Genomic DNA, 8,216 nt, shown 5'->3' with positions numbered 1-8,216 from the left:
TCGGGAGCCTGCTCCACGACCACGTGCGCGTTCGTCCCGCTCACCCCGAACGACGACACACCCGCCCGCCGCGGCCGGCCGTCCGGCTCCGGCCAGTCCTGTGCCTGCTCCAGCAGCCGGACCTGGCCCTGCTCCCAATCGACGTGGGTCGTAGGAGCAGACACATGCAGCGTCTGCGGCAACAACCCGTGCCGCATCGCCAGCACCATCTTGATGACACCGGCCACCCCCGCAGCCGCCTGCGTGTGCCCGATGTTCGACTTCAAGGAGCCCAGCCACAACGGCTGCGCCGGGTCACGATCCCGCCCATACGTGGCCAGCAGCGCATGCGCCTCGATCGGATCACCGAGCGCGGTTCCCGTGCCGTGCGCCTCGACCGCGTCCACTTCCGCACCCGACAACCCCGCATTGGCCAGCGCCTGACGGATCACCCGCTCCTGCGAAGGACCGTTCGGAGCCGTCAAACCATTACTGGCCCCGTCCTGATTGACCGCCGACCCACGGATCACCCCCAACACCCGATGACCAGCGGCCACCGCATCCGACAACCGCTCCAGCACCAGCATGCCGACGCCCTCGGAGAAGCCGGTGCCGTCGGCGTCGGAGCTGAAGGCCTTGCAGCGGCCGTCGGCGGCGATGACGCGCTGGCGGCTGAAGGCGGTGTACGTCCCCGGCGCGGACATCACGGTCACCCCGCCCGCGAGCACCAGCGGGCTCTCCCCGGTGCGCAGCGACTGGCAGGCCAGGTGGATGGCGACGAGCGACGCCGAGCAGGCGGTGTCCACGGTGACGGCGGGCCCTTCCAGGCCCAGCGTGTACGCGACCCGGCCGGCGACGACACTCGGCGCGGCGCCGGTGACGAGGTAGCCCTCGACGTCAGGGGGCGCCTGGTGCAGGCGGGGGCCGTAGTCCTGCGGTTCGGCGCCGATGAAGACGCCGGTCTGGCTCTGGTGCAGGGTCTGGGGGTTGATGCCGGCCCGTTCGACGGCCTCCCAGCAGGTCTCCAGGATCAGCCGCTGCTGCGGGTCCATCGCCACGGCCTCACGCGGGCTGATCCCGAAGAACGCCGCGTCGAACTCCGCGGCGTCGTGCAGGAAGTGGCCCACCCGGGCATAGGTGGTGTTGCCGGCGTCGGGGTCGTCGTCGAAGAGCCGGTCGAGGTCCCACCCCCGGTCCGTCGGGAACCCGGTCACCGTCTCCCGGCCCTCGGTGATCAGCTCCCACAGCTCCTCGGGCGTGGCCACGCCGCCGGGGTAGCGGCAGGCCATGCCGACGATCGCGATGGGCTCGTCGGAGCCGACGGCGGCCGTGATCTCGGCGGTTCGCCGTTCCCCGAGCCCGAGCGCCTCGGTGAGCAGGTAGTCGGCGAGAGCGGCCGGCGTCGGGTAGTCGAAGGCGATGCCGATCGGGAGCTCGGCGCCGAGCTCGGCGGCGAGCCGGTCGTGCAGTTCGACCGCCGCGAGGGAGTCGAGCCCCATGTCCTTGAAGGTCTGCTCGGCGGAGACCGTCTCCAGCAGCCCGGGCAGTACGGCGCTCATCACGTCGAGCGTCGTCCGGCTCACCAGTTCGATCAGGGACGCCCGGCGTTCCGCCATGGAGAGGTCAGCCAGCCGAAGGGTGAAGGCCGTCGCTCGTCCGGCCCTCGTCGTCGGGGTGCCGCTGGCTTCGAATTCGCTGTTTCCGGACTGGCTCATCTGTTTGACTCTCCATATGAACCGCAGTGATCCTGTCCGCGGCGCTTGAGCCGGGACAGCCGACGATGGATACCTGCAGGGCAGGCAGGTGGTTCTACTCGTACATGCGGACGAAAAGCACGTGGGACGAGGAGACGACCTTGTCGCCGCGCATGACGACCTCGCTGGGCGCCGGGCGGCCCAGGAACATGAGCAGGCTGGCCGTCATGCCGTAGGCCCCCGCGTTCGGGATGGTCACCACGTCCCCGGGGCGGAGATCGGGTACGGCGACATTGCGGCCGAGGATGTCGCCCGGGGTGCAGAGCGGGCCGACGAGGCTGGCCGGTGCCACGGGCTCGGCGGACTCGAACTGGACGGAGACCGGCAGCAGCCGCCCGAGCCCGGACATGCCGCCCAGCGTGTTGATCCCGGCGTCCAGGATGATGAACCTGCCGCCGCGGCTCTCCTTGACGTTGGTGACGGTGCACACGAGCCGGCCGCAGTCGCCGACGAGGTACCGCCCGGATTCGCAGGCGACCTGGGGGCTGCCGTCGCGCCAGCCCGGGAAGTGCGAGTCGAGGACCTCCTCCAGCGCCGCGCGGAGTCCGCCGTAGACGGGGCGTTCGCCGGGGGAGAGGTAGGGGGAGGCGAAGCCGCCGCCGATGTCGAGCAGCTCCGGCTCCAGGCCCGTCGAGTCACGCACCTCGGCCGCCGCGGTGATCGTATGCTTGAACTCGGCGATCAGGGATTCCTCGTCCTTCGCGTTGCTCAGCGAGAACAGGTGCATCCCCGACAGACGGGTGCCGGGCACCGATCGAAGCTCCGGCATGAGCTCGGGGAGCGTCTCGCTGTCGAAGCCGAACTGGGAGGGAGCCCCCGTCATGCGGATGCTGGTGGTGGCGCCTGAGGCGGTGCTGTTCACCCGCAGGAGGCAGTCGGCGACCGTGTCCTGTTCGCCGGCGGCCTGCCCGATCCGGCGCAGGTCGTTGACCGACTCGACGGAGAAACGGCGGACGCCGGCCTCCAGAGCGGCCTCCACCTCCTCGGTCGTCTTGCCGGGCCCGGTGTAGAGGATGTCGAGCGGGTCGAAGCCCGCCAGCAGGGCCGCGGCGAGCTCGCCCGTGGAGCTGATCTCGGCCTTGCACGCGGAACCGCCGCCCTCGCGCAGCGCCTCGGCGATCTCCGGATGGGGATTGGCCTTGAACGAGAAATAGACGACCGTCCCCTCGGGCAGGGAGGCGCGGAGGTCGTCATAAGCGGCGACGGCACGTTCGAGGTCGTAGACGTAAAGCGGCGATCCGTAGCGAGCAGCGAGCTCGGCGTCGCTCTTCACGATATCGGTGGCGTCGTTCAAGATTTGTCTCCTTGGGCAAGGGCATGAAGAGCGGCGGCCCAAGTCAGGCCAGGCCGGCGAGGAATTCGAGCATGACCCGCCGGAAGAGCTCCGGCTCCTCCAGATGCGGCGAATGGCTGGAATCCTCGAAGACCTTTCCGCGGGCCCCGGGAATGAGCTCGAGGAAAGGCCGGACCGACTCCTGGGTCACCTCGTCGTGCCGGCCCGAGACCACCAACGTGGGCACGTCGATGCCGGGCAGGAGGTCCAGGACGTCCCAGTCCTTCAGGCTGCCGATCACGTGGAATTCGCACGGCCCGTTCATGGCCTGATAGACGGTCGGATTGCTGAGCGTGTCCATGAACGTGGCCTTGAATTCGCGTGGCCACGGCCGCGTACGGATCACGTGCCGGTTGTAGAAGACCATCATCGCGTCGAAGTATTCGCGGGTGTCCGTCGTCCCGGCCGCCTCGTGGGCGAGCAGCGTCTCGTTCACCCCGCTCGGCAGCAGGTCGCGCAGGATCTTCAGCTCTTTACGCCATTCCGGGTACGAGGCCGGCGAGTTCGCGATGACCAGGCCGCGCAGCCCGGACGGCCGCTCGGAGGCGTGTTTGGCGGCCAGCAGACCGCCCCAGGAATGGCCGAAGAGAACGTAGTCGCCGGCGATTCCCAGGCGGTTCAGCAGATTGCCCAGCTCGGCGTCGAACAACTCCGGCGTCCAGAATCCCGGATCCGCGTCGTCCAGGTGCGTGGAACCGCCGTTCCCGAGCTGGTCGTAATGGACGACCGGCCAGCCGGCGTCGGCGAGCCCCGCCATGGGGAGCAAATAGTCATGGGTGCCGCCGGGCCCTCCGTGCAGGGCCACGACCGCCGGCTTCCCCTTTCCCGGGGTGCCGGTCACCCGGTACCAGGTCACGTGGTCGCCGAACGGCAGGGTTCCCCTGGCGCTGGGGGCTCGGGCCAAGTCAACCACCTCATCACGTTCGGCGCGGAGCCGGCGCCCCACGCCCTGGGCCATTCATCGAAATGCCGCACAATGCGCAGGTGAGCGGCCCTGCCGACGCTAGGTGAAGGCCGATCGAGGGCGGACCCCTATCCGACCCGTGCGTATCCCCTATAGGGCGGGATTCCGTTCCCCGGACCCGCCGCGAAGCCCCGGCGTCCGTATACCGTGCCGTTGCGAACATTCACCCCGAATGGCGACCGCCGGCCGCGGCGTCGCTTTTTCCGAGCCCGAGTGAACGCAAAATCAAAGCCGAGGTCAACCTGATGAAGCACCTGCTGTTACGCCTTTCCGAACTCGACGCCCACGCGGGTGACGAGCTCAGGGTGATCAGCTTCTTCGACGTGCTCCTGCAGAACGGCGCCGATCTGGAGCGGCTGCTGCTGGAGGCTTCGCGGCTCGCGGAATGCCCCGTAGGGGTGAGCGTTCCCGGTCTGGGGGTGTATCGGCGGGTGAGCGCCGGCGGCGGCGCACTCGACGGGCCCGCCGACCCGGGTGCCAGGAGGCACGAGCTCGTGAACGGCGGCGAGGTGTGGATCGAGCGGCGCGGCGACGCGTACCCGATCGACGCCATGCTCGTCGAACGGTTCGCCATCGCCTGCGCCGCCGTCCTGGGCAGGAGGGAGCCCGCCCCGGCGTTCGGCGACCCGGCGCTTGTCGAACTCGTCCTCGGCTCGGCCGCCGACGAGGCCGGACGCTCCCGGGCGCTGAAGCTCCTCGGACTGAGGCCGGATCGTTCCGTGCAGGTGTTCGCCGTCGCCGGAGACGCCTCCGGGCTCGGCGGCAGGGTGGCCCGCCTCGGGCAGGTGTACGGGGTCATCGTCTCCGGCCCGCCCTGGCCCGACGCCCTCGCCGGCACGAGCTCGGCGGTCGGGGTGAGCCCGCGCGTTCCGTCCGCGAGCGCCGCGCGGGCCTGGCACATGGCGCGTACGGCACTGCGCTTTGCCGGCCCGGGGGAGCTGTGGGGCAGGGTCGTGCACTGGGACCGGCTGGGCGGCTTCGCCCTGCTCGCCGAGCACCTGCCGGACGAGGCCATCGGCGGATCCCCGGACGTCGCCGCACTGGACCGCCTGGCGGAAGCGCCCAACGGGGACTCCGTCCTGGCGACGCTGGACGTCTTCGCGGCCAGCGACTCCATCCGCCAGACCGCCTCCCGGCTCTACATCCACCGCAGCTCCGTCGCCGCCCGGCTGGCCCGCGCCGAGAGCGAGCTCGGCTTCCCCGTGCAGCCGGCCGAGGGCCGCGCCCGCCTGACCCTCGCACTCACCCTGCGACGGCTCGGCGAACACCCCAGTACGGCCGAAGTCCGCAGGGGGGCCTGAGGGGTGATCTAGGGGTCGGTGCCTCTCACGTGGCTGATTACTGTCTCGTGAGAGTCGATGGGGCTCTGGCGGACCTGCTCACGACACCCACCTGTGAGCGGAAGGGCGCATTGCGCGCCGCCGCCCGGCCGACCTTGTACCTGCCGGAAGGATGCGGAATGCGCGTCGTTGTCACCCAACTCGCGGCCAGCGCTCATCTCAACCTCGTGGTGCCGCTCGGCTGGGCGCTCAAGTCCGCGGGCCACGACGTCGTGATCGCGGCACAACCCGACATCATGCCCCTGGTGCGGCAGACGGGACTGATGGGCGTCGCCGTCGGCGACGAGGCGCGCTACGCCGAGCGCGTCGCGGCGATGGCGCCCGAGGAGACCATCTACGGGTCCGGGTACTCCATCACGGAGATCCGGCCCGAGGTCCTCACCTACGAGTACGTGCGCGACTGCCTCGCGGCCTTCGCCTCCCCGATGGCGCTGGACGTGAACACCGACGAGTCCGTCTTCGACGGCATGGTCGCCTTCTGCCGCTCATGGCGCCCTGACCTGGTCATCTGGGACAGCATGACGTACACGGGACCGGTGGCGGCGGCCGCCTGCGGCGCCGCGCACGCCCGGACGACCATCGGCCGCGACCACTGGGGCCGTTTACGCGAGCTGTTCCTGCGCCTGCGGGCCGAGCGCCCGGAGGCCGCCGGCGAGGACCCGGTACGCGACTGGCTGACGGCCAAGCTGGAGAAGTACGGCTGCGAGTACGACGACGACCTCGTCCTCGGCCAGACGACCATCGACTCGATCCCCTCCTGGCTGCGCCTGCCGGCGGAGTACGACTACCTGCCCGTGCGCTACGTGGCGTACAACGGCCCCGGGACCATCCCCGACTGGCTGCGGACGGAACCGGAGCGGCCGCGGGTCTGCGTCACCCTGGGCAACTCCTACCAGGAGGTGTGGGCCGGCCGCGCGAAGCTGGGGTACCCCGACCTGTTCGAGGCCGTCGCCGACCTGGACATCGAGGTCGTCGCCCTGCTGGGCCCCGCTTCCGTCCCCGCCGGGGCCACCGTCCCCGACAACGTCCGGATCCCCGGGTTCGTGCCGCTGGACCCGCTGCTCAAGAGCTGCTCGGCGATCGTCCACCACGCGGGGACCGGCAGCACCCTGACGGCGCTGCTCAACGGCGTCCCGCAGCTCATCATCCCGCACGCGCTGCACGACGAGGACCAGGTCGCGGACGCCATCGAAGCGCACGGCGTGGGCGTGCACCTTCCGCCGGACCGGTTCTCGGCCGACACCCTCCGCACCGAACTGCAGCGGATCCTGAACGACTCCACCTTCACCGAGCGCGCAAAGAAGACCAGTCAGGAGATACGGGAGACCCCGACCCCGCACGACCTGGTCAAGGACCTGGAAGAGCACGTGCTCCGCCACCGGAGGACAGCCGGCTAGACCGCGCCGGCCCGCGTCCGTCCCGTTCCGCCTCACTACCTCAAGGCTGGTTGAGAATCCCATGGCCACTGACGACAAGTTCCGGGACTACCTCAAGCGTGCTACCGCCGACCTTCAGCGCGCCCGCCGGCGGCTGCGCGAGGTCGAGGCGAAGGATCGTGAGCCGATCGCGATCGTGGCGATGAGCTGCCGCTACCCCGGCGGGGTGAAGTCGCCGGAGGACCTGTGGAACATGCTGGTGGAGGCCCGCTCGGGGATCTCCTCCTTCCCCGACGACCGGGGCTGGGACCTCGAGACGCTCTACGACGAGGACCACACGGCCGGCGGTACGACGTACGCGCGGGACGGCGGTTTCCTCGAAGGGGCGGGCGACTTCGACGCCGGCTTCTTCGGGATCAGCCCGCGCGAGGCCCTGGTGATGGACCCGCAGCAGCGGCACGTGCTGGAGGTCGCCTGGGAGGCGCTGGAACGGGCCGCGATCGACCCCGGCACGCTGCGCGGCACCCCCACCGGCGTCTTCGTCGGCGGGACGCAGACCGGCTACGTCTCGGGGCTCGGGCCGTTCCCCGAGGGCGTCGAGGGGTATGTGCAGACCGGCAACACCAGCTCCGTCATCTCCGGCCGGGTCGCCTACAGCATGGGCCTGGAGGGCCCCGCGGTCACGGTGGACACCGCCTGCTCCTCCTCGCTCGTCGCCATCCACCTGGCCTGCCAGTCGCTGCGCAGCGGGGAGAGCACGCTCGCGCTCGCGGGCGGCGTGACCGTCATGCCGACGCCCGAGCTGATGGTGGACTTCAGCCGGCAGCAGGGGCTGGCCCGCGACGGCAGGTGCAAGGCCTTCTCCGACGACGCCGACGGCACCGTGTTCGCCGAGGGTGTCGGCATGCTGCTGCTGGAGCGCCTGTCCGACGCGCGGGCCAACGGCCACCAGGTCCTGGCGGTCATTCGGGGCACGGCGGTCAACCAGGACGGGGCCAGCAACGGTCTGACCGCGCCCAACGGTCCTTCGCAGGAGCGGGTGATCCGCCAGGCGCTGACCAACGCCGGGGTGACGGCCGCCGACGTGGACGTGGTCGAGGCGCATGGCACGGGAACCACGCTCGGCGACCCCATCGAGGCCCAGGCGCTGCTGGCCACGTACGGGCGGGACCGTGACGCGGCGGCGCCGCTGTGGCTCGGGTCGGTGAAGTCGAACATCGGGCACACGCAGGCCGCCGCGGGCGTGGCCGGTGTGATCAAGATGGTCATGGCCACCCGCGAGGGTCTCCTGCCCCGGACCCTGTACGTGTCCGCCCCGTCCAGCCATGTCGACTGGGAGGAGGGCCAGGTCCGGCTGCTGGAGCAGGCGCGAGAGTGGCCGGAGCCGGACGGCCGGCCGCGGCGGGCGGGTGTGTCGTCGTTCGGGGTGAGCGGGACGAACGCGCACGTGGTCGTGGAGCAGGCTCCCGA

The 8,216-nt window shown here is 70.7% G+C and carries 6 protein-coding genes; 3 read left to right on the top strand and 3 right to left on the bottom strand.

The genetic code is table 11. The features are described from left to right. The 3 genes from ABZX61_RS65555 to ABZX61_RS65545 form a co-directional block, all read right to left on the bottom strand. Nucleotides 1-1,694: type I polyketide synthase (locus ABZX61_RS65555; protein WP_355213196.1), on the bottom strand; the 1,694-nt coding region annotated here is incomplete at its 3' end. 94 nt (nucleotides 1,695-1,788) lie between these two features. Further along, nucleotides 1,789-3,027: a type III PLP-dependent enzyme gene (locus tag ABZX61_RS65550; protein WP_355213194.1), complete on the bottom strand. Its 1,239-nt coding sequence runs from the start codon at nucleotides 3,025-3,027 to the stop codon at nucleotides 1,789-1,791. Between the two features lie 43 nt (nucleotides 3,028-3,070). Next, nucleotides 3,071-3,979, bottom strand: coding sequence for a proline iminopeptidase-family hydrolase (locus ABZX61_RS65545; RefSeq protein WP_355213192.1), 909 nt, complete (start codon nucleotides 3,977-3,979; stop codon nucleotides 3,071-3,073). Nucleotides 3,980-4,275: 296 nt separating this feature from the next. Here ABZX61_RS65545 and ABZX61_RS65540 point away from each other — a divergent pair, with 296 nt between their 5' ends. The 3 genes from ABZX61_RS65540 to ABZX61_RS65530 form a co-directional block, all read left to right on the top strand. Then, a complete protein-coding gene (locus ABZX61_RS65540) occupies nucleotides 4,276-5,331 on the top strand; it encodes a helix-turn-helix domain-containing protein (protein WP_355213190.1) in 1,056 nt (351 codons plus the stop codon). Nucleotides 5,332-5,489: 158 nt separating this feature from the next. Then, nucleotides 5,490-6,767 carry an activator-dependent family glycosyltransferase gene (locus ABZX61_RS65535; protein WP_355213188.1) on the top strand — a complete coding sequence of 426 codons (1,278 nt, stop codon included), beginning with the start codon at nucleotides 5,490-5,492 and terminating at the stop codon, nucleotides 6,765-6,767. 61 nt (nucleotides 6,768-6,828) lie between these two features. Next, nucleotides 6,829-8,216 (top strand): beta-ketoacyl synthase N-terminal-like domain-containing protein (locus ABZX61_RS65530; protein ID WP_355213186.1); only part of this gene is annotated, 1,388 nt, incomplete at its 3' end.

Origin of the sequence: Nonomuraea sp. NPDC003709, assembly GCF_040610775.1 — a bacterium.
Taxonomy (GTDB): domain Bacteria; phylum Actinomycetota; class Actinomycetes; order Streptosporangiales; family Streptosporangiaceae; genus Nonomuraea; species Nonomuraea angiospora_A.
Note: the sequence above shows the minus strand (reverse complement) of the source record. Positions and strands in the feature narration are given on the sequence as shown.